This is a genomic window from Lihuaxuella thermophila, from assembly GCF_900110165.1.
GTDB lineage: Bacteria > Bacillota > Bacilli > Thermoactinomycetales > Thermoactinomycetaceae > Lihuaxuella > Lihuaxuella thermophila.
In genome coordinates this window covers 11920-36320 of sequence record NZ_FOCQ01000019.1, presented here as the reverse complement: position 1 = coordinate 36320, position 24401 = coordinate 11920, and the positions used below count along the sequence as shown (strand labels likewise).

The 24401-nt window shown below is 49.4% G+C and carries 21 protein-coding genes, 2 pseudogenes and 1 riboswitch; of the genes and pseudogenes, 7 read left to right on the top strand and 16 right to left on the bottom strand.

What is annotated here, in order from left to right:
* Positions 1 to 9: 9 nt before the first annotated feature.
* Complete coding sequence (locus tag BMW55_RS17095; RefSeq protein ID WP_089972660.1) at positions 10 to 1155, top strand: N-acetyldiaminopimelate deacetylase; 1146 nt, start codon at positions 10 to 12, stop codon at positions 1153 to 1155.
* A 456-nt stretch (positions 1156 to 1611) separates the two neighbouring features.
* On the opposite strand, the gene BMW55_RS17090 is transcribed toward BMW55_RS17095, so the two are convergent.
* The 6 genes and pseudogenes from BMW55_RS17090 to BMW55_RS17070 form a co-directional block, all read right to left on the bottom strand.
* A complete protein-coding gene (locus tag BMW55_RS17090) occupies positions 1612 to 2499 on the bottom strand; it encodes an ROK family protein (protein WP_089972542.1) in 888 nt (295 codons plus the stop codon).
* A 21-nt stretch (positions 2500 to 2520) separates the two neighbouring features.
* Positions 2521 to 2657 (bottom strand): annotated as a pseudogene (locus BMW55_RS19880) (GntR family transcriptional regulator); the annotation flags it as partial.
* 85 nt (positions 2658 to 2742) lie between these two features.
* Positions 2743 to 3087: a PTS sugar transporter subunit IIA gene (locus BMW55_RS17085; RefSeq protein WP_089972539.1), complete on the bottom strand. Its 345-nt coding sequence runs from the start codon at positions 3085 to 3087 to the stop codon at positions 2743 to 2745.
* A pseudogene (locus tag BMW55_RS17080) lies at positions 3069 to 3346 on the bottom strand (PTS sugar transporter subunit IIB). Before BMW55_RS17080 ends, BMW55_RS17085 begins: the two are co-directional and overlap by 19 nt.
* Before the next feature lie 81 nt (positions 3347 to 3427).
* On the bottom strand, positions 3428 to 4777 hold the full coding sequence (locus BMW55_RS17075) for a sensor histidine kinase (RefSeq protein WP_089972535.1): 1350 nt from the start codon (positions 4775 to 4777) through the stop codon (positions 3428 to 3430).
* Positions 4774 to 5457 (bottom strand): response regulator transcription factor, encoded by a 684-nt coding sequence (locus tag BMW55_RS17070; protein WP_089972531.1) that lies wholly within the window; start codon positions 5455 to 5457, stop codon positions 4774 to 4776. The genes BMW55_RS17075 and BMW55_RS17070 overlap by 4 nt, the downstream gene beginning before the upstream one ends.
* Positions 5458 to 5674: 217 nt before the next feature.
* On the opposite strand from BMW55_RS17070, the gene BMW55_RS17065 reads away from it, so the two are divergent.
* From BMW55_RS17065 to BMW55_RS17055, 3 genes are all read left to right on the top strand, one after another.
* Positions 5675 to 6196 carry a hypothetical protein gene (locus BMW55_RS17065; RefSeq protein ID WP_089972527.1) on the top strand — a complete coding sequence of 174 codons (522 nt, stop codon included), beginning with the start codon at positions 5675 to 5677 and terminating at the stop codon, positions 6194 to 6196.
* Between the two features lie 163 nt (positions 6197 to 6359).
* Positions 6360 to 7778: a multicopper oxidase family protein gene (locus BMW55_RS17060; RefSeq protein ID WP_089972524.1), complete on the top strand. Its 1419-nt coding sequence runs from the start codon at positions 6360 to 6362 to the stop codon at positions 7776 to 7778.
* Between the two features lie 53 nt (positions 7779 to 7831).
* Entirely contained in the window at positions 7832 to 8425 is a 594-nt protein-coding gene (locus tag BMW55_RS17055; protein ID WP_089972521.1) for a hypothetical protein, read from the top strand.
* A 744-nt stretch (positions 8426 to 9169) separates the two neighbouring features.
* On the opposite strand, the gene sufB is transcribed toward BMW55_RS17055, so the two are convergent.
* Genes sufB through sufC form a run of 5 tightly spaced genes read right to left on the bottom strand, consistent with a single transcriptional unit; the run spans position 9170 to position 14358 of the window.
* Entirely contained in the window at positions 9170 to 10594 is a 1425-nt protein-coding gene (gene sufB, locus BMW55_RS17050; RefSeq protein WP_089972517.1) for a Fe-S cluster assembly protein SufB, read from the bottom strand.
* A 17-nt stretch (positions 10595 to 10611) separates the two neighbouring features.
* Positions 10612 to 11046, bottom strand: coding sequence for a Fe-S cluster assembly sulfur transfer protein SufU (sufU, locus tag BMW55_RS17045; RefSeq protein WP_089972514.1), 435 nt, complete (start codon positions 11044 to 11046; stop codon positions 10612 to 10614).
* Positions 11033 to 12253 carry a cysteine desulfurase gene (locus BMW55_RS17040; RefSeq protein WP_089972511.1) on the bottom strand — a complete coding sequence of 407 codons (1221 nt, stop codon included), beginning with the start codon at positions 12251 to 12253 and terminating at the stop codon, positions 11033 to 11035. The genes sufU and BMW55_RS17040 overlap by 14 nt, the downstream gene beginning before the upstream one ends.
* Positions 12250 to 13554 (bottom strand): Fe-S cluster assembly protein SufD, encoded by a 1305-nt coding sequence (sufD, locus tag BMW55_RS17035; protein ID WP_089972507.1) that lies wholly within the window; start codon positions 13552 to 13554, stop codon positions 12250 to 12252. The genes BMW55_RS17040 and sufD overlap by 4 nt, the downstream gene beginning before the upstream one ends.
* Positions 13555 to 13569: 15 nt before the next feature.
* Positions 13570 to 14358 carry a Fe-S cluster assembly ATPase SufC gene (gene sufC, locus BMW55_RS17030; protein WP_089972504.1) on the bottom strand — a complete coding sequence of 263 codons (789 nt, stop codon included), beginning with the start codon at positions 14356 to 14358 and terminating at the stop codon, positions 13570 to 13572.
* Positions 14359 to 14666: 308 nt separating this feature from the next.
* On the opposite strand from sufC, the gene BMW55_RS17025 reads away from it, so the two are divergent.
* Positions 14667 to 15188, top strand: coding sequence for a type 1 glutamine amidotransferase domain-containing protein (locus tag BMW55_RS17025; RefSeq protein ID WP_089972501.1), 522 nt, complete (start codon positions 14667 to 14669; stop codon positions 15186 to 15188).
* 378 nt (positions 15189 to 15566) lie between these two features.
* On the opposite strand, the gene BMW55_RS17015 is transcribed toward BMW55_RS17025, so the two are convergent.
* Together BMW55_RS17015 and pdxR are read right to left on the bottom strand one after the other, a co-directional pair.
* Positions 15567 to 16394, bottom strand: a complete 828-nt coding sequence (locus BMW55_RS17015) for a CPBP family intramembrane glutamic endopeptidase (RefSeq protein ID WP_089972494.1) — start codon at positions 16392 to 16394, stop codon at positions 15567 to 15569.
* Between the two features lie 28 nt (positions 16395 to 16422).
* The gene (gene pdxR / locus BMW55_RS17010; RefSeq protein WP_089972489.1) at positions 16423 to 17877 is read right to left on the bottom strand and encodes a MocR-like pyridoxine biosynthesis transcription factor PdxR; all 1455 of its coding nucleotides are present in this window, start codon (positions 17875 to 17877) and stop codon (positions 16423 to 16425) included.
* A 138-nt stretch (positions 17878 to 18015) separates the two neighbouring features.
* Between pdxR and BMW55_RS17005 the strand changes: the two genes are divergently transcribed.
* The gene (locus BMW55_RS17005) at positions 18016 to 18636 is read left to right on the top strand and encodes a LysE/ArgO family amino acid transporter (protein WP_089972658.1); all 621 of its coding nucleotides are present in this window, start codon (positions 18016 to 18018) and stop codon (positions 18634 to 18636) included.
* A 548-nt stretch (positions 18637 to 19184) separates the two neighbouring features.
* Positions 19185 to 19721 carry a hypothetical protein gene (locus BMW55_RS17000; protein WP_089972486.1) on the top strand — a complete coding sequence of 179 codons (537 nt, stop codon included), beginning with the start codon at positions 19185 to 19187 and terminating at the stop codon, positions 19719 to 19721.
* Positions 19722 to 20323: 602 nt separating this feature from the next.
* Here BMW55_RS17000 and BMW55_RS16995 read toward each other — a convergent pair.
* From BMW55_RS16995 to BMW55_RS16985, 3 genes are all read right to left on the bottom strand, one after another.
* Positions 20324 to 20800, bottom strand: a complete 477-nt coding sequence (locus tag BMW55_RS16995) for a CBS domain-containing protein (RefSeq protein ID WP_089972483.1) — start codon at positions 20798 to 20800, stop codon at positions 20324 to 20326.
* A 105-nt stretch (positions 20801 to 20905) separates the two neighbouring features.
* Positions 20906 to 21045: riboswitch (cyclic di-AMP (ydaO/yuaA leader) on the bottom strand.
* Between the two features lie 170 nt (positions 21046 to 21215).
* Entirely contained in the window at positions 21216 to 23003 is a 1788-nt protein-coding gene (locus BMW55_RS16990; RefSeq protein WP_089972479.1) for a M3 family oligoendopeptidase, read from the bottom strand.
* Positions 23004 to 23188: 185 nt separating this feature from the next.
* Positions 23189 to 24175: an NAD(P)H-quinone oxidoreductase gene (locus BMW55_RS16985; RefSeq protein WP_089972475.1), complete on the bottom strand. Its 987-nt coding sequence runs from the start codon at positions 24173 to 24175 to the stop codon at positions 23189 to 23191.
* Positions 24176 to 24401: the final 226 nt, after the last annotated feature.

Here is a 24401-nt window from a genome sequence, read left to right as displayed (position 1 = left end):
TTGTCGCTGATGACTGCGGAAACGTTTATCGAGCTGCGGCGCCAATTTCATCAGATTCCGGAGCCCGGCTTTGCCGAGGTGAAAACACAGCAACTCATCCTTTCGTACCTGGCCTCGCTTCCCTCCCATCGTTTGCAAATCAAAACATGGCGCACCGGAATCCTGGTAAAAGTCCCGGGTCGTAATCCGAGACGATGTATCGGCTACCGGGCGGATATGGACGGGTTGCCTATCCGGGAAGAGACCTCCTACGGGTTTCAATCCCGGCATGAGGGCTATATGCATGCCTGCGGTCACGACATGCACATGGCGATCGCGCTCGGGATTTTAACCCATTTTGTCCACCATCCCATCGATGACGACCTGCTGTTCGTCTTTCAACCGGCGGAAGAAGGTCCGGGCGGGGCGTTGCCGATGCTTGAGAGTGAACCATTTCGGGCGTGGAAACCGGATCTCATCTTCGCCCTGCACATCGCCCCGGAATATCCCGTCGGCACCATCGCCACCCGCCCGGGAATTTTATTTGCCAACACCTCCGAACTGTTCATCGACCTGACCGGCACAAGCGGACACGCCGCCCTTCCCCATCGCGCAAACGATATGGTGATCGCCGCTTCGCAACTCGCCATCCAATTACAAAGCATCGTCTCTCGCAACATCGACCCCCTCGACTCGGTTGTTCTTACCATCGGCAAAATGGAAGCGGGGACGAAACAGAATGTCATTGCCGGAACAGCGCGTTTAGAGGGTACGATCCGCACCTTGTCGGCCGAAGCGATGGAAAAAGTAAAAGACCGAATTAAGAGCATCGTCCGCGGGATCGAGGTGGGCTTTGGCTGTGAGGCTTCCATCGACTGGGGGGCAAACTACTGTCAGGTCTACAACCATCCCGACATCACGCGGGCCTTTATGGAATGGTTCCCTTCAGAGACCGGATACCAGCTCATCAAGTGCCGGGAAGCGATGACCGGGGAAGACTTCGGCTATTTCTTAAGCGAAATTCCCGGCATGATGTTCTGGCTGGGCGTGGAAACTCCCTACGGATTACATCACCCGAAAATAGAACCGAACGAAAATGCCATTCCGGTAGCCATTGATGTGATGACCAGGTACTTTCATCATTTATCAGGTAACCATCGCCCCGCTCAGCCGTAATTTTCAATCTTTCCCTAAATGGGATGGATCATATGTAAAACTCCCACTTGCTAGTGTCAGCGCAAGTGGGAGTTTTACCATCAGAAGAAAAGCTCTCACGTATCGAAGGATTTGCCTACCATACTATGGGTTCTGTTTTGGCCCAGAAATAGGCACGAAAATAAGTTGTACGTTGAAGTTAAAAAATGGGCCGAAACGGGCCCTGTGACAAGAATCCTTTCAAGGGAATTGCAATCTTTGATCAAAGGATGATCCGCAGCGCACATGCTGGTGAGCCATTTATCTGAATCCATCCTGTTTAACAAGATTGGGGTTGGAAATTGGTTATCAAGGATGAAATAAACCTTGATTCCAGAGCTGGGAGTACTCAGTAAATTAAAGCTCTTCACGTCAACTGGTCAGGCTCAGGTTGTTTACGGTACTTCATGATATGGGTTCAAACGGAGATTTCGTTGATTAGGTTCGGGTCCCTTCCCAACCCGCTTGTTTGGCAAGAAGAAGTGCACCGGTGATGCCGGCATCATCTTCCAATGCAGGCGGGACGATATATTCGTCTATTTTGCTCGTCAATTCCGGAAGCGGCACATACCCGTTCCATGCTTTTTTTAAATACTCAAACAGATAGGGAAATATTTGTCTCTGCTTCATCACTCCTCCGCCCAGAATAATTTTTTTGGGTGAGAGGATCAGGATATAATTCATCAATGCCTGCGCCAGGTAGTAGCCTTCCAGTTCCCAAACTTCCGCCCTGTCTTTCAGTAGGTTCCCTTTTTTTCCCCACCGTTTTTCAATGGCAGGACCTGCCGCCAGACCTTCAAGGCAATCTTGATGATAGGGGCAGCTTCCTTTATACGTGTCACTGGGATGGCGCCGAACAAAAATGTGTCCCATTTCCGGATGGGACAGACCCTGAAGGAGCTTTCCGTGCACGACAGCGCCCGCGCCAATCCCCGTTCCTACTGTCATATACAGACAGCTGTCAAGCCCTTTAGCCGCACCGAAAGTCGCTTCTCCTAAGGCGGCAGCATTCACATCCGTATGAAACCCAACGGGAACTCCCAATGATTCTTCGACCTTCTGAACAATCGGGTAATCTCTCCAAGCCGTCTTCGGAGTGGATGTAATCATCCCATAGGTGGGGCTGTCAAGATTGATGTCAACCGGTCCGAACGAGCCGATTCCAACCGCCTGTAGTTCAAACTTGCTGAAAAATTGAATCACCTTTGGCATGGTTTCCGCCGGGACAGTCGTCGGGATTTGAATCCTGTCGATGATTTTCCCGTCTCCGTCCCCAACAGCACAAACAAATTTTGTACCCCCGGCTTCGATCCCGCCGTATAACATATCGATTCCCTCCCACCGTGTCTATCGTCTAATATTTACAGTTGTAATCACAAATCTGTCGTAACGGTGCCGTGAAGAAGAGTATTCAAACGGGATGCCCGAATCGATCAACGCCACTTTTCGACTTCGGGAGCAGTCTCATCCGGAGCACATTTCAATCTCGCTTCTAACTCATAAGAACGACGGCAACCGACACCGGAATCCTGCTCAGTGCCCAGTTTATCATCATTTAATTCCCCATGACTATTTTTCTTCTGATTGATCTTTGGCTTTGAACACTTCAAGAAGCTCCTTCACCAGATCTTTCATCGTCAAGGTGGACATCAGATGATCTTCCGCGTGCATGAGCAACAATGAGAATGCTGCCTTATCCCCGTTCGCTTCTTTTTGGATCAGATGAAAATGAATCTGTTGCGCGTGACTCAGATCCTCTTCTGCTTCGTCCAAGAGAGTTTCCGATCGTGAAAGATTTCCGGCACGGTACTCACGCAAGGATTGAATAATTTTACTGCGTGCATTTCCGCTGTGAAGCACCAAATGAAACCCGATCTGCTCCGGAGTTAATTTTTCTAATTGAAGCTTGTCCATCCGCGATCCCCCATTAAACTACCGCTTGCTCATATGCTTTTTTCCCTCAGCCATTCCTTCGACGTCTACGGGAATGCCGTATTTTTGCGCTTCCTTTTCCAGTGTACTTTTTAATCATCTCATCTGCAGCCCGACTGTTACAACATCTGCTTTGGCCATTTCTTTTTTCGCCTGGTCTTGCCCACTGCCCAAACTTCGACTTCATCCCCGATGGATTTGGCGTATTCCAACATCTTTGTCGCCATAGACTGGTAGACATTCCCGAACTGCATGTCAATAAAATTCATTCCTGATCACCCGCCTCCCCGGAGGACCTAATACGCCAGTCGAATTGTTGTGTTTAAACCGGTAATTTCACAAAGAAGGTGGTCCCCCGTCCCGGGCAGCTTTCAACTTCAATGGTTCCGTTATGTGCCAACACAAATTCCTTCGCGATTGCGAGTCCGAGTCCGGTTCCCCCAGTGTTGCGGGTACGCGCTTCATCCGTCCGATAAAACCGGTTAAAGAGAAAGGGGAGATGCTCGGGTTCGATGCCGATTCCATTGTCGGCGATCGTAATGCTAAGTATGCCGTTTTCCCCATTTCGCTCCGGTTCCTGCTCAACCGTAATGTTCACGGTTCCGCCCGAAGGGGTATAACGGATGGCATTGATGAGCAGATTGAGAAACACTTGGGTCATTCGGTTGGGGTCCACATGAACAAGGGGTGTGTTGCTTTCGCAAGTAAGTGTGATTTCAATTCCTTTACGCTCCGCATCGGGCGTGATTCGGTCGACGATCTGCCTTAGCAGTTCCGGAATCTGAGTCGGCTTTCGTTCGAGCGGCAGTTTTTTCGCCTCCGCCAACGATAATTGGTGAAGGTCGTCCACAAGACGGGTTAAGCGGATCAATTCATCCTGCAGCGGGAGCAAGTTCTCCGGCTCGATCGAACGTCCCCCCTGCTGAAGAAGATCCAGCTTGCCCCGGATGATCGTCAATGGTGTCCTCAGTTCATGCGCCACATCGGCAACCAGATTTCTCCTCACATCCTCGGCGCGCTGCAACTGTATGGACATCCCGTTGAACGCTTTGGCCACTTTCCCGTATTCATCTTCGCTGACGACGGGGGCCTGTATCCCGAATTCCCCTTGTCCCAGACGATCGATCGCGGGAACGAGCAGCCTGAGCGGTGCGGTCAACCGCTTCGACAGCCAATATGCGACCACAAGAGAGATCAGAATGAAGACGATGGCACCTGCAATCAACAAGACCGTCAACGAATCGAGAATACCCATCCGCAATTTGGAAATGTAAGCGGTCTCGGGATCGTAGTAGTACAGGAATGCGATCGTTTCCCCGTCGATCCGCACCGTGCTCCGAATGCCAAACCTCGTGACTGCTGGATAGCCGGCATCTCCGGAAACATACAGCTGTTTATGTTCTCTTGAAAATAACATAAAACTGGCATCCCGGCCGTTGTCCCGAATTTCCCGTCTCACACGGAGCTTCTCGACCCCTTCCCAGGAGCGGTTGTTTTTTTGGTAGTAGCGGCCAAACAGATTGGACAGTTCTTCAATCTCTTTTTTTCTGGTTGCTTCCACCATGAGTACAAGCGCATCCCTCAAAATAATCTGAGTTACAAAAGCGAATATCAAACTCATCCCGACGATAAACAATGCCAAGGTAACAAACAGTTTCCGGCTGACGCTCATAAGCGTTCACCGAACCGATAGCCGAATCCGTAGACCGTTTGTATGTAAACGGGGTTAGAGGGGTCGTCTTCAATTTTTTTGCGGACGCGGCTGATATGGGCATCCACTGTCCGCTCGTCATTCAGTATTCCGTCTTCCAATGTTTCCAACAGCTGCAACCGGCTGTATACAATCCCCGGCTTAGCCGCCAGCGTGAGTAAGAGTTTGAACTCCGTCGGCGTCAGCGGAATTTCCCGGTCACGTTTCCATACACGGCACTGTGATTCCGAAATAAGAAGTTCGCCGCGCCTGATTTGCTGTTCAGAGTGTTCCTGTCCTTCTATGCGGCGGAGCACGGAACGGATTCGGGCGGCCAGCTCCCGCAAGGAAAAAGGTTTGGTGATGTAGTCATCGGCCCCGACTTCCAATCCGATAATTTTGTCGGTTTCGTCCGTTTTTGCCGTCACCATAATGATTCCCATCCGGCTCATTTTGCGAAGCTCCCGGCATACTTCTATTCCGCTCATTTCCGGGAGCATCCAGTCGAGCACAACGAGGGAAGGATTCTTCTCTCTGGCCTTCTGCAGTGCTTCTGTGCCCGTTTTTGCCGTGATGATCCGGAATCCTTCCTGACGCAAAAAGGTTTCCATAAATTCGAGCACTTTTTCTTCGTCATCCACCAGCAGCAATGTATGTGCCACTCTGTGATTCCCTCCCTTTCTGCATATCTCCTCTCACACATTATAAACCCGTCACCGCCTGTTCCCGCAAACATTCATCGGACCCGTAAACGTCCGTCATAAGTTCACAACATCTCGCTGTTAGTATGAACATAATCCGCTATGAGCAAATCCCCCGAAGCAAAACAGGGGCAGACAGGTGTGATATACGAAAAATTGGCAAAGAGGAGGCAAACAGATGCGGAAACAACCGATCTCCTTTGCGTTCAGCCTGATGAACCTGTGGGTGTTAATGATCCTTTTTGGCGCCATCTTTTTTGAGACGTTAATCATCTATCCCAATATTTTTCATGATATCCCGCGCTCCTTTGAAACCGGTATGGCATTTATGGTGGTCAAGGGTCCCCACGACTTCTTTCCACCTGTCGGTACACTTGCCCTCCTTACCGGCATAGGGTCCTTGATCATGAATTGGCGTGTGAAGCCAGCCCGCTACTGGATCTTGTCCAGTGTGTTGATCATTTTTATCGGCGAGTATCTGTTTTCGATGGCTTATTTCTGGCCCAAAAACACGATCATGTTTGAAGAGGGCACAACCGTCCATTCGGTTGTGTTTCTAAAACAGACGGCCCAAGCATTTCAGACAGGACATTGGTTCCGGGTTGCCGGGTGCGCAGCGGCTTCGGCATGTTCCTTCAAAGGATTCTTGAATATCTACCGTTACAGAATCACACTCCGGCATGTCCATCCGGAGAGCTGACTTCTGTTCCCGTTTTAACGGCACTACGGCCGCCTGTATCGCAATGAGCCGCTTCGATCCAAGCGGCGATAATTGTATGAACCCGACTCAAGAACCTGTTTGGCCGGATGTTACGCCACAAAAACGGAGGGATACGTAAGACTGAGTAAGAGGAGGGAGAAGAGTGAAAAAAGGCTGGATTTGGGCAAGTTTTTGCGTGAGTCTATCCATTTTCCTGACCGCATGTGGAATGGAATTGCCAGAAGAGATGGATGTATCGGGGCATGGTCACGGCACTTCCCATCCAGGAGGTACTACCTCTTGTGCGGATCTCAAGGAGCCAACTACGACCGCCCCGGTCAAAAAGTTTCATCTTACGGCGAAAGCGGAAACCTTGAAACTGGAGAACGGGAAAACTCTGGATGCATGGACGTATAACGGGACCACCCCGGGACCGGAGATCCGTGTCCAGCAAGGGGATCGTGTCGTTGTCACTTTAGAAAACGAAAATATTCAAGCAGGAGTGACCATTCATTGGCATGGGGTGATTCTTCCTTGCTCGCAGGATGGCGTTCCAGGGATCACCCAAGATGCCGTCAAACCCGGAGAAGCGTTTACGTATCAGTTTATCGCCAAGCAGGCAGGGAGCTTTTGGTACCATTCTCATCAACAAAGCTCCATCCAGGCCAGAAAAGGACTGATTGGCAGATTGATTGTCGAAACGAAGAAAAAAGATTGGGATTATGACAAGGATTACGCTGTTACTCTTCACAACTTGGATGGACATCCGTTGATTGACCAAAAAAAGGACCTGTATCTCAAAGCAGAACCTGGCGAAAAAGTGCGTTTGCGAATCGTGAATGCCAGAAATACGACGCAAAAACTGGCGGTCGCCGGGATTCCATACCAGGTCATCTCCATCGACGGCAACGATATTCACGGGCCGTCACCGGTCAAAAATCAACTCATTCCTGTTGGAGCAGGGCAGCGCTATGATATTTTGTTTCAAATACCGGAAAACGGGCAAGTGAAGCTGGTTACCCTGGATGGAGAGGAACAGAATACTTCCACAACCATCACCCTGGGAGACGGAAGAGAGGTTGGGAAAATAACGGACTTAGACAGGCAGCCTGAGTTTGACTTCACCCGATATGGCACTCCCACTCATGATGGGGTGTCGCTGCCATCCAAATTTGACCGGGTCTATACGCTGACATTGGATTGGAGTTGGCCGGATCAATTCACGATCAATGACAAAGTGATGCATCACAACCAGCCGCTGATGGTTAAAAAAGGGGACTGGGTCAAATTGCGGTTAGTAAATGAAGGAGGAGGGACACATCCCATGCATCTGCATGGACATGTGTTTCAGGTGTTAACCAAGAATGGGAAGCCATTAAAAAGTTCCATCTATATGGATACCCTGCCCGTTGATGTAAACGAAACGTATGAAATCGCCTTTCGGGCAGACAATCCCGGCCTTTGGATGCTGCATTGTCATAATCTGATTCATGCCCGGCTGGGAATGGGGATGATGCTGAATTACGAAGGAATCACCACTCCGTACCGCGTGGGAACCAAACCGGGAAATGTACCGGATTAGGAGTCAATCCGGAACACAGGGCATGGCAAACTTAGAGAAAGGAAGACTGACTCTTGATTACCGTATTGGGAATTTTAATCGTTATCGGGATCGCGAGTGCCATTCCGATTGCCATCGGAAAAAAGTTGTCCATCAAGCTGAATGCCAAACAGAAGAAATGGTGGCTGATCCTTCATATTCTTTTTGTCATCCTGTATTTCAGCGGTATTTTGGGATCGTTGCTGCTGGCCTTATTTACACGATGGAAGACCGATCACGCGGTGATTCATTCCGCACATTTGTTTATCGAGTACTTCGATTGGTTTTTGATTATCCCCGGTATGATGGGCAGTTTGATGACTGGATTTTGGCTGGCTGTGGGAGCCTGGGGAATTACCCGGCATTATTGGGTCATTGTCAAATGGGTGGGTACGATCACGGCGATTCTCTTCGGAAGCACAATCATGGATACGTGGATTCACGAATCTTTTACCGCCATTTCTGCAAACAGCATTCAACCCGTGCACAATCCCGACTCCCATCACAACCAGAAGATGATCATCGGATTTTTACTCGTTTTAACCAATGCGATCTTTTTAACAGTGATCTCCTATGTAAAGCCATGGGGAAAAAGAAAGAAATGGAAGATCGACGCATCAAAAGGGTGAATGGTAAACGATTTCCTCCCTTAAAACAAAGCCAATCACCGATTCCTGTAATTTGGGTTCACGGGAATCGGCTTTTCTGTTTATATGTATGACTCATGGCCTTAAGATCGACATGACGATCAGTGTTTCATACTGATCACCTGCCTTCAGACACTCCCTTCAGCTCCCTTCTTCGACAAAACCCTCGTTCTGATATAACCTGGATGTCGCCCGTCTTCGCTGCTCTCGGTCATCAGAGGAGCCTTGTCCGCGTCAGTCGGTATCTCTTCATGCTGGTCCCTGGCCCATCGGGTAATCTAAGGTCTGTTCTTTACATGCTGTTCGGTTTTCAAAACATCATCGAGATCGCTCAAACGAGTCCGGCGTAACAAGAGAAGATGAGAGCGAACGATTCATCTGAATGTAAGCCGGCCATATTCATCTCCATCGGTGAATGAAAGAAATCTGGAACCAATCACCACAAAAAACAGAACCGCCAAAAGAGCCAATAAAATAAAGTAAAAGTATTTGCCGATCCATCTCATGGTACAGCCCCTCTTTCTGTTCCGACGTTGGATTCAAACCTGTTTGCTAACTCCTATATCATATCAGAATGAAGTTTTTACAATCACGTACTCCGATAATGAACGAATGGCCCGAATAGATGATTCTTTTGTCATAAATAAAAAACTTCAGAGGCAAACCGGTTCAATTCAACTCATAAGAAACCCCCGTCAAGGTACCACATGACGGGGGTTTAATTGCTTAACCGATCGAACCTTCCATCTCGAACTTGATGAGTCGGTTCATCTCTACGGCGTATTCCATGGGCAATTCCTTGGTAAACGGCTCGATGAAGCCCATGATGATCATTTGGGTTGCTTCGTTTTCCGAGAGACCGCGGCTCATCAGATAGAAGAGTTGTTCCTCGCTCACTTTGGAGACGGTCGCCTCATGCTCCAACGTGATGTTATCGTTTTTAATTTCATTGTACGGGATGGTGTCGGAAGTGGACTTGTTGTCCAGAATCAAGGTGTCGCACTTAACATTGGCTTTTGATCCCGCAGAATTGCGTCCGAAGGAGGTCAATCCGCGATAGGTGACCTTACCGCCTTGTTTGGCGATCGACTTGGAGATGATGGTAGCCGTGCAGTTAGGAGCAAGAGCGGTGACTTTCGCACCGGCATCCTGGTGTTGGTCTTTGCCGGCTACGGCGATGGAGAGGACATCGGCTTTGGCTCCTTCCCCTTTCATCACAACAGCCGGATATTTCATGGTCAATTTGCTTCCGATGTTGCCGTCTACCCATTCCATGTGCGCGCCGGCGTATGCGACGGCCCGTTTGGTCACCAGATTGTAGATATTCGGTGCCCAGTTCTGGATCGTGGTGTAACGGCAGCGGGCACGATCCTTCACGATGATTTCCACCACCGCGCTGTGCAGCGAGTCGGTACTGTAGATCGGTGCGGTGCACCCTTCTACATAGTGGACAAAACTGTCTTCATCAGCAATGATCAAGGTACGCTCAAATTGTCCCATGTTTTCGGAGTTAATGCGGAAATAAGCTTGCAGAGGCACTTCGCATTTGACTCCTTTTGGCACGTAAATGAAGCTTCCTCCGCTCCATACGGCGCTGTTGAGTGCCGCAAACTTGTTATCTGTCGGCGGAACCACCGTACCGAAGTATTCCCGTAACAGCTCCGGGTATTCACGCACCGCGGTATCTGTATCGCAGAAGATGACACCCTGCTCTTCCAGCTCTTTTTGCATGTTGTGGTAAACGACTTCCGATTCATACTGAGCAGAGACACCGGCCAGGAATTTTTGCTCAGCTTCCGGAATTCCGAGCTTGTCAAAGGTTTGTTTGATCTCTTCCGGCACTTCTTCCCAGGTTTTTCCTTGGCGCTCGGAGGGTTTTACATAATAGGTGATATCGTCGAAGTTGAGATCGTCCAATTTCCCCGGCAGAATGGAGAACCATTTGCTGTTAAGGGAATTGGGCATCGGCATTTTATAAAATTGCTCCAGCGCTTTTAACCGGAATTCCAGCATCCATTCCGGCTCGCCTTTCATGCGGGAAATCTCTTCCACGACTTCCCGGCTCAAACCGCGCTTGGCACGATAGACCGAAACGTCTTTATCGCGAAATCCGTACTTGTACTCCGAGATTTCGGGCAGTTGTTTGGCCACGGTTTACTCCCCCTTCTTTAAGCTCGTTTTTGTTGTTTGATCCCTTTTTCGAGCGCTTTCCATGCCAGGGTGGCACACTTGATTCGGGCCGGGAATTTGGCTACGCCGGAAAGTGCCTCGATATCCTCGACCGGAAATTTTTCTATATCAATCGCTTCGCCCTGCATCATTTTCGAAAAAAGATCAACCAGTTCCAATGCCTGATCCACAGTTAAACCCTTCACCGCTTCTGTCATCATCGAAGCGGAGGCCAAACTGATGGAACAGCCTTCACCCAAAAACCTTGCTTCGTCTATTTTACCATCTTCGACGCGCATTTGTAAGGAAATGCGGTCACCGCAGGTGGGATTGTTCAGATCCACCGTGACCGCACCTTCCTCGATCCGGCCTTTGTTGCGCGGACGCTGATAATGATCCATAATGACGCGCTGGTACAGATCATCTAAAGACATGGCCGAAATACTCCTTCGTTTTTTGTAGACCTTTGATCAATCGGTCAATATCCGTTTCGTCATTGTACAGGTAAAAACTTGCCCGTGCCGTTGCAGTCACGTTCAGCCATCTCATCAGCGGTTGGCAGCAATGATGTCCTGCCCGTACTGCAATTCCTTCGGCGTCCAATACCGTCGCCACGTCATGGGGATGAACTCCGTCCAGGTTAAATGTCACTAAACCGGTACGATTTTCTTTCGGCCCGTAAATGGTGATTCCGTCCATTTTGCTGAGCTGTTCGACCGCATAGCGGGCCAGTTTGCGGTCATGCTCCTCGATCTGATCCATGCCGATGGATTCCAGATAATCAATCGCCGCTCCCAGGCCAATCGCTCCGGCAATGATCGGGGTTCCGCCCTCAAATTTCCAGGGGAGTTCTTTCCATGTCGATTCAAACAGATCGACATGATCGATCATCTCACCGCCAAATTCAATCGGCTCCATCGCTTCCAGCAGCTCTTCCCTGCCGTATAATACGCCGATTCCTGTAGGGCCGCACATCTTATGCCCGGAGAAGGCGAGGAAATCCACATCCAGATCGCGGACATCCACTTTCATGTGCGGAACGCTTTGCGCGCCGTCCACCACAATCACACCGCCGTGTTTGTGAACCAATTCCGCAATCTCCTTAATCGGGTGGACGGTACCCAACACGTTGGAAACATGTTGAATAGCGATGATTTTCGTCTTTGGCGTGACGGTTTCCTTGACCTTTTCAAGATCTAATGTTCCATCTTCTTCAAGAGGAAGATATTTCAAGGCTGCGCCCGTTCTTTTGGCCGCTTGTTGCCATGGAATCAGGTTGCTGTGATGTTCCGCAGGTGTAAGGAGAATCTCGTCACCTTGCTGAAGGCGGGGCAGGGCATAACTTGCAGCCACCAGATTGATCGCTGTGGTCGTGCCACGGGTAAAGACGATCTCTTTGATCGAGCGGGCGTTAATAAACCGGCGAACCTTTTCCCTGGCGCCTTCGTAGGCATCGGTGGCTTTCGTTCCCAGCGTATGCACCCCGCGGTGAACATTGGAGTTGTACCCCTTATAATAGGCTTCCACCGTTTCAATCACTTGAAACGGCTTTTGGGAAGTCGCCGAGCTGTCGAGATATACCAATGGGTGCCCGTTCACTTCCTGATTGAGAATCGGGAAGTCATTCCAGTATCTGTTCATGATTGAAATTTCCTTTCAATCACACGGTGGATACGCTTTTGCAAAGTATCAGACGGGATCTCGGAGATGACGGCATCGAGGAAACCGAAGATGATCAGCTTTTCCGCTTGTTTCCTGGGAATTCCTCTGGACATGAGATAATACAGCTGAAGTGGATCAATCCGGCCTACGCTCGCAGCGTGCCCGGCACTCACGTCATTCTCGTCAATCAACAGAATCGGGTTGGCATCCCCGCGTGCTTTTGGATTCAACATCAAGACTTTGCCGGATTGCTGTCCGTCTGATTTGCTGGCGCCTTTTTCGATTTTGGTAATACTGTTTAAAATGCTGGAAGCTTCGTCCGTCATGACGGAACGGGCATTAATGTCACTGGCGGTATGCCGGCCCCAATGGTGGATGGAGGAGGTGATGTTGGCCCGCATCTCGCCTGTACCGACAGCCACGGTTTTTACATTGACGTTACCGCCTTCGCCTTGCAGGTGAGTGGTGTTATCCGAAATGACCCGGCCATCGCTCAAATCGGCAACGATCCACTCTAAACGACCGTCTTTATGCACAATTGAACGCCGGTAAGTAACGTCCACGGCGGATTGGCTCAAATTGTTGATCGTTGCGACACGTACCTGGGCGTTCTGGCCGACAAACACCTCAATCACACTGTTGCTGACGGCAGCTTGAGAGTCACGCTCGGCGACGTAATTGGCGACAAAATCCACACGGCTGCTCGTCTCCGCGACGATCAGAATGTGCGGGAGCATCCCCGTTTCCGCACCGGACAACCAGAACAAGCTTTGCAGCGGCATTTCAAGCTCAACGTTCCGGGGAACATAAAGAAATACACCGCCGCTGAAGAGAGCCGCATGCAGAGCGGTCAGCTTGTGCTCATCTTTTTTCACGGCTTCGGTCATGAAATACTTTTTGACCAGCTCTTCATGCTCTCGGGCAGCGGTTGCCAAATCAGTGAAAATAACTCCTTTTTCAGCCAATTGTTCCGCAGCTTGACGGAAAATGACACTGGAATTTTTTTGCACCAACACGTTGGCCTCTTCTCCGTCAAAGATCAATTCCCGGATTTCTTCGGGCAATTGGCTTAAACCTTCAACCGGTGCTTCTTCGGTATATGGAATAAAGTTGGTAAAGTTCCAGCGGTTGATATTTGTTTTTTCCACTTTGGGCAAAGGAAGTTTGGCAGCGTCTTGTAAAGCTTGAAGGCGAAATTGGAGCATCCATTCCGGTTCTTGTTGTTTTCGGGAGAACTCAGTGACTACCTTCGGGTCAAAAAGGAGGGTTTCCACACTCATCTTGGCCATCCCCCTTTACGCCTTCAGGCCCACAGTTTCGTCTTCGATGCCCAACTCTTCTTTTACCCAGTCGTAGCCTTCCGCTTCCAGACGCTCTGCCAACTCGGGACCTCCGGATTTTACAATCCGCCCCTGCATAAAGACATGGACGAAATCAGGTTTGATGTAATTTAACAGACGCTGATAGTGAGTAATGATGAGTACGCCAAGTTCAGGGCTGAGCATGGAGTTGACCCCTTTGGCCACCACTTTGAGAGCGTCGATGTCCAGACCGGAGTCGATTTCGTCCAGAATGGCGATTCTGGGTTGGAGCATCATCATCTGCAGAATTTCGTTGCGCTTTTTCTCCCCGCCGGAGAAACCTTCATTCAGATAACGATGGGCAAATTTTTCATCCATTTCCAACAGGGCCATCTTTTCATCCAATTGACGGATGAACTTCATGAGGGAAATCTCGTTCCCTTCCCCCCGTTTGGCATTGATCGCGCTGCGCAGAAAATCGGAGTTGGTCACTCCGCTCACTTCGCTCGGATATTGCATCGCCAGGAACAATCCTGCGCGGGCTCTTTCATCCACTTCCATCTCGAGGACGTCTTGGCCGTCCAAAGTCACTTCGCCGCCGGTGACTTCATATCTCGGGTGTCCCATCAGTGCGGATGCCAGTGTGCTCTTACCGGTTCCGTTGGGACCCATGATGGCGTGAACCTCGCCGCCTTTGACTTCCAGGTTAACCCCTTTGAGGATTTCTCTATCATCAATCGAAACCCGCAGATCTTTGATCGTCAGTTTTGGTGATGTTGACATAACTGCATTCCTCCATGATTTTGTGCGTCATATATATCAACCGAAGATGCCGGAAACATCATCGGGGATATGCAAGCCAACCCTGTTGATTTACAGGGCCAAACAATCATGATACGATGATGCTGACCTTCCCATGACGCTTTTGAGTAATTTAGATTGATTATCATGTGATTCTCATTTCATTTTACTTCAGTTAGGTATCTATATCAAGTCACGTTTCATCAGATGTTCATATTATCCCCTGTCTCATCCATCCATTCCAAATGATGTGAATCGCCAACCGCTTACAAATCAAGGAGGGATCACGCATGCGACTCGCAGGGAAAAAAGTGGCTTGCTTTGTGGAAGCCGAATTTGAAGATCTGGAATTATGGTATCCGGTCCTGCGCTTGCGCGAGGAAGGGGCGGAAGTTCATCTCGTCGGCCCCAAAGCTGAAAGTTACAAAGGAAAATACGGGGTACCCGCTCAAGCCGACCTCAGTCTGGAGCAATTGAACCCGGAAGCCTATGACGGATTTCTGGTGCCCGGCGGCTGGGCTCCCGATAAGTTGCGCCGCTACCCGGAAGTTCTCTCCGCCATCCGCCACGCCGATGAAGCGGGGAAACCGATCGGGCAGATCTGCCATGCAGGCTGGGTGCTCATCTCCGCCAAAATCTTAAATGGAAAACGGGTTACCTCCACCCCCGGCATCCGTGATGACATGGAAAACGCAGGAGCCGTCTGGGTGGATGAACCCGTCGTCGTGGATGGCCATCTCGTTTCCAGCCGCCGTCCCCCCGACCTGCCCGCTTACGCCAAGGCATTCTGCGACGTGCTGGCCGGTAAATGATCATGCCCCCCGTCCGCTGTATTGAGTGCTATAAACAGCGTCCGGGCGGACGTTGCGAATGGTGTCCCCTTCACAAGAAAAATCGCAGGCTATATAAAGACATCGGAAACGGATGGTATATCCGGGTCGAACAGCCCGATCCCAAACAAGACCTCACCGATGATGAAGAGAACAACTGACGTCCATTCCCTATAAAGGGGAATTGACCAGCCGAACTCCTTGTTCCCTTCCACAGACAACGACTGCTGTCAGAGACGGTTCATTCATATAGCATGTGCGTGAAAGAGAATAAGCTTGCAGTGCGCAGCCACCGGACACCCTGTATACAGAGAAACTTCGCCCAAAAATTCGCCGGAAACAACTCCGGGCGAGGGAAGGTCAGTCTTTCCCGCGCCCGGATTCCCCCGGATCTTCGGCTGAGCGAAGGGATCTGCGGTGGGTGTAATAAATTCCCGCGATTAAAACCATTGTCGAAAAGAGACTCCCCTCCGCGCCAAACTCCCCTCCCGAAATGACCGCATCACCAACGGGTTCCAGCCGGAACAATGAGGTGATCGGAATCCCCGACACTTGAAAGCCAAATACCGTTCCTTGAAAGAAGTTCCAGGTGAAATGCAACCCGATCGGTCCCCATAACCCACCGGATCCAGTCCGGTAAATGGCGAGCAGCATCCCAGCAAGAAAGATGTTCAGCATCGAAAACGGCTGATCCCAGACTCCCGGATTCAACCCGTGCAAAAGGGCGAAAAAAACGGAAGAAGCAATCCAGGCCGTTCTTGCGGAAAAACGGTAGGCCATCAATCCCTGCACATATCCCCGCGCCAGGGTTTCCTCCGAGACGGCCACCAGGATAAACAACGCCGCCGAAGTAACGGCCGAACGCCAAAAAGAGGCCGGGCTGTTGACTCCGGCAATTTGAACTCCGCCAGTCACCAGAATCAACAGAAATACAACGCTGATCAACACAGCCCCAAAACCTGCCCCCTCAAGAAACTGGCGCTGCCACTCTGCTTGTTTGAAACCGAACGGCCACTTCCTGTTTCGTTCGAACAGCGCATACAGGAAGAAAGAGGCCAGGAGGAGCGCCGCAGATTGCAAGACAAAGCCCGCTGCGGGCAGATGGATCAAAAAGATTCCCGGAAGTGAAAGGATAAAGATCAAAGTGATGAGCAACAAGGTTTTGCCGGCTACTTCAAGTATTTTCATTCTTGTTCACCTTTCAACCGATATGGGCTCAACGGCTCAGCTTTTGAATCAGCTTTGACAGACGCCGGATTCCGTTTTGCAGATCGCCCGGGGAAGCATAAGAATAAGAAAGCCGGAGATGACAGGAATCGTTCCCGTCATATACATTTCCCGGATTGATTAAAATCCCCTCTTTGAGCGCTTGTTCAAATAGTTCACGCAGGGAAAGGGAAGGAAAGAGCCGCATCCAGATATAAAAGCCCCCCTTTGGAATCGGCCACTCGGCGAGACCGGACAAATGGTCTTCCAACGCTTCAAGCGCGATATCCCTTCGAATCCTCAGCTCCCGCCGAATCTGATCCAGATGTTCAAAATATTTCCCCGACGCAAGCCATTCAGTTGCGACCCATTGCGAGAGCGAACTGGAACCGTAGTCGGTTTGCATTTTAATATCAGCCAGGCGGTCAATCACTGACTCAGGCCCGGTTACCCAGCCGATCCTCAGACCGGGGCTCAAAGTTTTGGAGATGCTGCCGAGATAAAGAACGAGACCGTTTTTATCAAGCGCTTTCAACGGCGGAGGAGGCGGCTCATCCAGCCATAATTCCCGGTAAACATCATCTTCAATGATGGGCAATTGTTCCTGTTCACACATCCGAAGCAGCTCCTGCCGCCTTTCTGCTGACATGGTGATGCCCGTCGGATTGTGAAAAGAAGAAATGGTATAAAGCAAAGCCGCATTCCGGCGTTTTTTTTGCTCTGTGATCACTGTGGTTGTCATTCCGGATTCATCCATGGGCACCCCGAATAACCGGACCCCGGCCGATTGGAAAACGTTGAGTGAATAGAGATAAGAAGGCCGTTCCAAAAAAACGGAAGATCCCTGCTGTAAGAGACCGAACGCAATTAACTGCAACGCTTGCAATGCTCCCGAAACGATCAAAATGGACGATGGGGAAGCTTCAATCCCGATTGTGCGCAAATATTCGCTCAGTTGTTCCCGAAGCGGAAGCAACCCTTTCGGCTCCTCGTAACCCAGCGAGTGAATGCGGTCAGAGACGCTGCCCATCACCTGTTTCATCATTTCGCGTGGATATAATTGCGGAGAAAGCTCCCCCGTTCCCAACCGGATCACATGGGGATCAAATTCGGCCCGATTGATTTCCTGAATGGCAGGCAGATTGGGGGGATGAATGCCCGCCCGGACATAGGCATTCCAGTCGGGGGGAGCAGACGATGATAACAGGGACCAGGAATGATTGACCACCCGCGTACCGCTTCCGCTTTTCCCCTGAATAAGACCATCCGCTTTTAATTCCTCTAAAGCCGCAACCACCGTGCTGCGATTCACTTCAAACGAACGGGCCAGGGCGCGTTGAGTGGGAATTTGGGTCCCGACCGGCCACTCCCCGCTTTCAATTTTTCCTTTGATAAACTCTTTGATCTGCAGAAATAACGGAACAGCAGAGCGGGGATCCGGCTTCCATCCCAAATCGCAATTCATTCCTGTTCCCCCGTTCCACGCTGGTTTTATCTCCATTGTATAATTGGTTGGTTCTAAATCCAACCAATTGGTTGAAGACAATCGGCAAAATCCGAGTATGATTGGAGGTAAATGCAAAGTGTTTGGGGGGCTTAAATGTTGACCGAAGCATTTATTCATGGCTGGATTCTCGCCTTTGGACTGATTCTTCCCCTCGGTGTGCAAAATGTGTTCGTATTTAACCAGGGAGCTGCGCAAAAACGTTTCATCGATGCATTACCGGTTGTTTTGACCGCATCCCTTTGCGACACCCTATTGATCAGTCTGGCTGTTCTCGGCGTCTCCGTCGTCGTCCTGGCTTCCTTTTGGATCAAAACCGTTCTCGTTGGGGCGGGTATCTTATTTTTGTTATATATGGGCTGGATCACCTGGAAGAGTGAACCCCTCCAGGAGAACAAAACAAAAAAAGCGGGTGACATTTTCACTCCGCGCAAACAAATTGCCTTTGCTGCTTCCGTCTCCCTGTTCAATCCTCACGCCATTCTGGATACCGTCGGCGTGATCGGGACAAGTTCACTCAGCTACAACGGTGTGGAAAAACTGGTTTTTTCCCTATCATGCATTCTGGTCTCCTGGCTTTGGTTCACGGGGCTGGCCTTAGCCGGGCGCCTGACCGGGTCACTCGATCCATCCGGCCGGACTCTCGCTGTGATAAGTAAAATATCCGCCTTGATCATGTGGGGATCAGCCGTGTATATAGGCTGGTCAGCATTCAGATGAATGTGGCAAAAAAATCTCCCTTGCCAGGGCAAGGGAGATCCATTTTCCGTCGTGTTAACGCTCTTGAAAGATATGTCTGATGAAAAAAACAGAGAGGTTGCGAGAGAAATGGGAAGTGAACTTACAACCGGATTAAACACCACACACCCGGGTTAACTAGTGATAATTATAATCATTTTCAACATCAGTTGCAAACATTTATCTTCTCAGTCATGCTCGACTCCCTAATTTTTACTTGAGATGAATGTAATCTTCCGGAAATCAGACAATTGCTTTTCTGTTCACAAAAAATTCTTTTTTAAACAAGTTTTTTCGCATCAAATGACTAAAATTAGCTTGCTTTTAACTATTATTTAAGGCAGAATATTCATATATGGGTTTTATTAAACATTTCATATAAACAGACTTTGCAGACCTATTTACCAGGTTTTTCATCCCCGCAACTGCAATCACCCAAAAACCCATCACAACTATATATCTTTTCATGCAGCACAGAAGCGCCAATAGATCCAGCAACATGGACCAAGATCTTGTAGGAGGCGTTTTCTATGAAAAAGAATCTCTATTCACTCTCCGGGGCTCTCACCGCTATTTCCAAAAGATGTTCACCTCTCGGAATATTGGAAAATTTGTCGCTTCGCCATTACTATTCAAGGACAGCACATTCCTATCCCTCCTACCGACGAAACACATCCCATATTTCCGAACAGCCTTCCAACTTTAGCATCAAATTGGACAAGGAAGATCGAGAACGGTACTTAAACAGTTTTTTGAAGAAGAAAATCATAAGCATTTGGAAACAGCAGCGACCCTTGGTAAAAGCCGCCCCCACGTTGCCTGAGCTGTTGGAAACGACCGTTTACCGGGATGTGTGCCAAAAACTTAAACCGTTAATCTCCATGTCTTACGCCGAGGATTTTGATCTGCCTCTCATGCCGTTCACTTTATTGGGCTGGTTGCAGTACTCCAAAATAACTGCGCAAATCGTCGGAAAGCAAATGGATGCTGTTTACTGGGACGAATTGACGAACTTCATTCATCAGTGCTCCAAAAAAGAGCTGCTCCACGATTTGTACAGCGAATGAGAACCCATCTCGATCTGCCGTGACCGGTGTAATGTAAATAGCAGCTTTGATCTCCAATAGAGTCCCCTCTTACACCCGGGAACGATGCAAAGCCCCAAAGAATCCGGTTTATTCAGTTGGACTTATCCTTTCTTGTGAAACATTTCATTTGTTACCCATTTCTTTGGTGATCTGCACGACTGTGTTGGAAGGTACCGCATTTATCATCTGATGAATCTGCTTTATTGAATATTTCTTCCCGATTCGGAGGAATGAGCTCCGGATATGATCCCAGCCGCTTGAGGCGAAGCATAAGGTTGCAAATCCTTTTCTACACATGTCATTGTGCATCACTTAACATATGGAATGCTTTCCGGGGCCGCCCGAATATTGAGGCGGCCTTGAATCATATTCCGATGTCCGCTGGCTTATTCCGGTCTTCGGATTGATGAGTCAGAAACCAGGGCGGCGATGGTTTCTTATGGCGGCTGGGTCTGATGGTGATGAGGCCGCCGACGAATCCGAATATTTTTGCATTAATCCTGCAGGAACATCCCGATCAACAATATTGGTCGCCTTCTACACGACAGTGAACGGAGTCTGTCCGGCCCGCTTTCTTTGCTCTACGACCGGTCTGCCAATGTCTTCATGTATTCTTCTTTGAAATACTCGATCACTTTTTCCATCATCACTTTTCGGGTCAAGATCCCCACAAACTTGCCTTTGATATCGATAATCGGAATGTAAGAACGGTTGATTAACACTTCGAAGGCAAATGAAAAAATCGAATTGGCCAGAATGCCCGAGTGATTTTTGTTCATCGCTTCCTTGACTTTATAATGAGCCAGTGCTGTAAAGTCAATCTTACTGTCTTTTGAGGTCCGCAACATGAAATCGAGAATATCCGTTTTGCTGATAACCCCCTCAACTTGATCTTCATTGTTGATCACAGGAACGGAATTGGTGCCTTTTCTCGTCAGCACTAAGAGCGCCCGCTCCAGCGACCAATCCGGATCAATGACTACCACCTGTTCTTTCGGAATGATCAGAGGGGTAATCTCTCTGGAAAAGAGATAACTGTACTGGTCTCGATTCAACATGCGCAATAACTCCCTATCTCCCTAAATAGGGTTAATTTGTCCTTCCGGGCATAAAAAAACCACCAGAGTGGTTACTCTGCCGGCTTATGCCATACCAAATAACCACCACTCTCTTCCTAACGCTTACGAGGTTAGCTGACGGATTCGGATCTGTGATTACAAAATGACCCTACCTGCATATCACTGCAGGATTCACCCCGGATAATTGGTTCCCCCGCTCCTGGTGGATTCAGCGAATGATGAATGGCGTCTTGTAAATATTCAGTTTCGCTTTCATGTTACCTTCTGCCAATCCGGGTTGTCAACCGAAGTTTTCATTAAAAATCTAAATGTAATAGTTCTTATTCTCAAAGAAAACCAATCCCTGGCCCCTTTCTGGCGAAAGAACCAGGGATTTGTCATTCGAGCTATTTTTTTAAGTCAACGACAAAAACTCATCGACGTCAGCAAGGACCAGATCGACGGCTTGCTGCCAGAAATCGGGTTTTGTCAAATCAACACCCAGATGTTTTTCTGCCAGATCTTCCACCGTCATCCGGCCTGTATCGCGCAGCAGATCGACATACTTTTGTGCAAAAGCCGTCCCCTGTTCGAGTGCGCGGGCGTAGATTCCCGTACTGAACAGATAGCCAAACGTATAGGAAAAATTATAAAAAGGTACATAAGTATTATAAAAATGAAGTTTGGAAGCCCAGAAATGAGGATGGTACTCAGCCAGCGAGTGGGCAAATCCTGCTTTTTGCGCTTCTACCATCAGTTCACATAGCCGGGTAGGGGTTAGAGGACCCTGTTTCCGCTCTTCATAAAAACGGGTTTCAAACAGAAAGCGGGAGTGGACATCCATAAAGAAACTGACCGCTCTTTGCAGTTTATCCTCAAGCAGGATGACTCGTTCTTCCCGACTGTCCGCATGTCTGATCGCGGCATCAGTCACAATCAATTCGGCAAAGGTGGAAGCGGTCTCAGCCACGTTCATGGCGTACTCCTGAACGAGCGCAGGCAATCCTTTCATCACATGCTGGTGATAGGCATGACCGAGCTCATGCGCTAATGTGGAAACGTTTGAAGGAGTACCGGAGTAAGTCATAAAAATCCGTGTCTGTTCACTCACCGGAAAACTGGCGCAAAAGCCTCCGGGCCGTTTGCCGGGCCGGTCTTCCGCTTCAATCCACCGATTCTCAAAGGCGTGCTGCGCGAATTCCGCCAGATCCCGACTGAAATGACGAAATTGCTCCACAATAAAATCGGCTGCTTCATCATACGGAACCGTTTTATTCACTCCCGGCAGCGGAGCGTGCAGGTCATACCAGCTGAGCCGTTCAATCTGCAATAACTTCGCCTTCCGCTCGAGATATTTAACCAGTCGATGTTTCTCAGTCTCAATGGCCTCCCACATCGCCCGAAGGGTTTCTTCCCGCATCCGGTTGTCGTCCAGAGGTTCTTTCCAGACGCTGTCCCAGCCCCTGTGCTTATAGAGCTGGAGACGGTGGCCCGCTAAGTGATTGAGCGTTTCCGCAAAAAGGTCCGCTTCATTTTTCCAGGCTTCTTCCCATTTTGCAAAGATTTGCCGGCGAATCTTGCGGTCGGGGTTGGATAATTTATTAAACGCTTGTCCAACGGATAAATAATGGATTTTTCCATTCTCTTCACAAGGAATTTGCATGCGGCCGACGATCGTGTTATACATTTGCCCCCATCCGTGATAGCCGTCCACACTTAGATTGCCAACCAGTTCTTCTTGTTCCGGGGGCAACTTTTCCATGGCACGCTGGCGCTTTTCCCTGAGGGCAAAGGAGATCGGCCGAATTTCCGGTCTCTCGATCAACTGTTGCCAATACTCTTCGGAACACTGGGTGATTTTACTGTCCAGTGCCGTGAGTACAGAGCTGTGCGAAGCGATCAGTTGAGCCGCCTGCCCGCGGAGAATTTGCGCTTGTTCGTCCCTCATATTTGCCGAACTCAAACAGCTGATATAGGAAAAAGCTTCATGCAGCCGGTTGGAGAGTTGTTGCAGTTCTTCCAACGCTTCATTCCAAATTTCAACCGGTACCTCGGAGCCTGAAGTGTCGATGGCCAAAATTTTCTCTTTCAACCGGGGAATTTGTTTTTCCAAATCCGTTAATTCCTTTTTTAAACCCGGGGAGTCGCTGCCGCCTTCAAAAAATACATCTAGATTCCACGTCTGCGCATATTTTGGAGACACTTACAATCCCCCTTTGATGTTCATTTCGCCTTGGATCTATGTTCATCGCAGTGATCATCGCGTAAAAACTTTCCGCATCAGCAACCTATTTGATACAACCATCGATACATACAACTTCAGACAGATGAAACAGTATGATTTCGATATGTATCGCATGATGTACGGCTGAGTGCCTGTTCCTGCACTCAAGGTATCGTTAGAACGATCTTGCCGATATTTCGGTTCTCTTCCATATAGCGGTGGGCTTCTTGCACATTCTCCCAGGAGAAAATACGGTCGATGACCGGACGAAGCTCCCCGTTTGCGAAGCGAGGAAGCGCAAAGGAAGCAAACTCTTGTGTTAAGTCCGTCTTATAATACAGGGATCTGGACCGCAGGGTGGTCCCTGTGATTTGCAAGCGCTTCGCCAAAATTTTCGCGAGCGATACCTGTTCCACCCGGCTGCCCCCCAGGCTGCTGATCAGCACCAAGCGGCCATCCGGTTTGAGAAGCTCAATATTCTGCTCCCAATACGGAGCTCCTACAAAATCCAGGATCAGGTCGACACCTTCCCCGTCGGTGGCCGCCTTGACCTTCTCCAGAAACGGCCCTTCTTTATAATTCACGGCAACATCCGCGCCCAACTGGAGACAGGCGTTCCTTTTTTCTTCCGTGCCCGCGGTGACGGCCGCACTCGCCCCCGCCGCCTTGGCAAGTTGAATGGCCGCCGTCCCCACACCGCTTGCGCCCGCGTGAATCAGCACCTTCTCTCCCCTTCTGAGTCTTCCGATCCAAAACAGCGTTTGGTAAGCGGTTAAAAAGGCTTCGGGAATGGCTGCCGCCTGTTCAAAGGTAAAAAAATCCGGAACGGGCATAGCCATTTTGCCCGGAATCACCGCATATTCGGCATATCCGCCACCGGGCAATAGCCCGAAAACCCGGTCGCCCGGCTTCCACATCTCCCGACAGTTTTCTCCCACCTCTTCCACCACGCCGGCCATCTCCAACCCCAGAACGGGACTCGCCCCTTTTGGAGGCGGATATTTTCCCTCCCGTTGCAAAATATCTGCGCGGTTTAAAGCAGTTGCTTTAACTCTCACCAATATATCGTCCGCCGTACCATGCGGTTTCTCATATTCGCCGATATAGAGCTGCTCCGCTCCGCCCGGCCGGGAAACAAGGACGGCTCTCACAGACGATCCCTCCTGTTCTTTTAGAGATATATCATAAAAATTCTATCTTTATAAAAGAGACTCCTTTTTAATTTGTTCAATCTGTTTTGGGTTGATTTCAATCACATTCAAGATTCTTTCTCGGTGAAAAAAGATGCGACAGACCCCCGAACTCTGATATAATATCCGTTATCCGGCATTATCTACATTACATAAATTTTTAAAATCATCAGAAGGGGGAGCGCTA

Coding starts and splice junctions, on each gene's coding strand:
- sufD (WP_089972507.1), bottom strand. CDS start 13,554: ATGAGTGTGGAAACCCTCCTTTTTGACCCGAAGGTAGTCACTGAGTTC.
- BMW55_RS17075 (WP_089972535.1), bottom strand. CDS start 4,777: ATGAGCGTCAGCCGGAAACTGTTTGTTACCTTGGCATTGTTTATCGTC.
- BMW55_RS17015 (WP_089972494.1), bottom strand. CDS start 16,394: ATGAAAATACTTGAAGTAGCCGGCAAAACCTTGTTGCTCATCACTTTG.
- BMW55_RS17040 (WP_089972511.1), bottom strand. CDS start 12,253: ATGAACAGATACTGGAATGACTTCCCGATTCTCAATCAGGAAGTGAAC.
- BMW55_RS17085 (WP_089972539.1), bottom strand. CDS start 3,087: ATGGACAAGCTTCAATTAGAAAAATTAACTCCGGAGCAGATCGGGTTT.
- sufU (WP_089972514.1), bottom strand. CDS start 11,046: ATGTCTTTAGATGATCTGTACCAGCGCGTCATTATGGATCATTATCAG.
- BMW55_RS17095 (WP_089972660.1), top strand. CDS start 10: ATGACTGCGGAAACGTTTATCGAGCTGCGGCGCCAATTTCATCAGATT.
- BMW55_RS17065 (WP_089972527.1), top strand. CDS start 5,675: ATGCGGAAACAACCGATCTCCTTTGCGTTCAGCCTGATGAACCTGTGG.
- BMW55_RS17025 (WP_089972501.1), top strand. CDS start 14,667: ATGCGACTCGCAGGGAAAAAAGTGGCTTGCTTTGTGGAAGCCGAATTT.
- pdxR (WP_089972489.1), bottom strand. CDS start 17,877: ATGAATTGCGATTTGGGATGGAAGCCGGATCCCCGCTCTGCTGTTCCG.
- BMW55_RS17000 (WP_089972486.1), top strand. CDS start 19,185: ATGAAAAAGAATCTCTATTCACTCTCCGGGGCTCTCACCGCTATTTCC.
- BMW55_RS17090 (WP_089972542.1), bottom strand. CDS start 2,499: ATGTTATACGGCGGGATCGAAGCCGGGGGTACAAAATTTGTTTGTGCT.
- sufC (WP_089972504.1), bottom strand. CDS start 14,358: ATGTCAACATCACCAAAACTGACGATCAAAGATCTGCGGGTTTCGATT.
- BMW55_RS16995 (WP_089972483.1), bottom strand. CDS start 20,800: ATGTTGAATCGAGACCAGTACAGTTATCTCTTTTCCAGAGAGATTACC.